The sequence below is a fragment of the Elioraea sp. Yellowstone genome, assembly GCF_006704265.1.
Taxonomy (GTDB): domain Bacteria; phylum Pseudomonadota; class Alphaproteobacteria; order Acetobacterales; family Acetobacteraceae; genus Elioraea.
The window spans coordinates 1-886 of sequence record NZ_VIKA01000306.1 but is presented as its reverse complement, the minus strand read 5'-3'; the positions used below and the strand labels follow the sequence as shown (position 1 = coordinate 886).

General features: G+C 79.8%; 1 protein-coding gene. It reads right to left on the bottom strand.

From position 1 onward, the window contains the following. The coding region (locus FK498_RS19615) for a hypothetical protein (protein WP_202614940.1) at positions 1-886 on the bottom strand (886 nt) is incomplete at both ends.

The following is an 886-nucleotide window of genomic DNA, read 5'->3' as shown; positions in this document are numbered from 1 at the left end:
GGTCGAGCGCCGCCGCGCCGCCCGGGTCCTCGCGCGCCGCGTCCACCGCCTGGCGCAGCGTCGCCTGCGGCACCGCGATGGCCCGGCCCGGCAGCGTCACGGTCACCGGCGCGCTGTCGGCCTGGTCCAGGATCCGCTCCAGCACGGCGCGGCGGAACTGCTGGATCCCCTCCTCGAGCTCGATCGTGGTGGCGAAGGCGCCGCCCTCGCCGACCGGCGCGGGGCGCAGCGCGCCGCTGCCCGCGGGGATCAGCGCGGCCGCCTCGGGGCTCAGCGCCGCGGCGAGGAGGGCGCGTGCGGCGGCGAGATCGCGCGGGGCGAGGATCGCCTCGCCGTAGATCCGGCGGAAGATCGGCGCGGCCTCGAGCGCGGCGAGCGCGATCGCCGCATCGGTCAGGCCCTCGGGATAGAGGTCGAGGCCGTAGGGGCGGTCGAGCACGCGCGCGACCCAGCGGCGATAGTGCTCGGTGCCGATGCGGAACGCTCCCGCCGCGCCGATCAGCACCGCGCCGGCGAGGCCGAGCGGCCCGCCCACGGCGGAGGCGAGCCCCGCCGCACCCTTGAGCGCGCCGGCGAGCCCGCCGGCCGCCCCCGAGACGAGTTTCGCCAGCGGATCCTCGCCGCGGATCTCGGCCACGAGCGAGGCGGCGCGGTGCGCGGCCTCGGCCACCGATCCCCCGTCCGCGGTGCCGCCCGCGGCGCTCCGCGCGACCGCGATCGCGCTGTCGGCGAGGGTGGCGACGCGCGCGGCGGTGCGGGCGAGCGGCAGGTCGGGCGCCACCTCGGCGACCACCTCGGCGATCCTGCGCGCATTGTCCGCGATCCGCTCCGCCTCGCCGAGCGTGGAGCGCGCCTCCGCCTCGCGCTCGGCGGCGCGCGCGGCCTC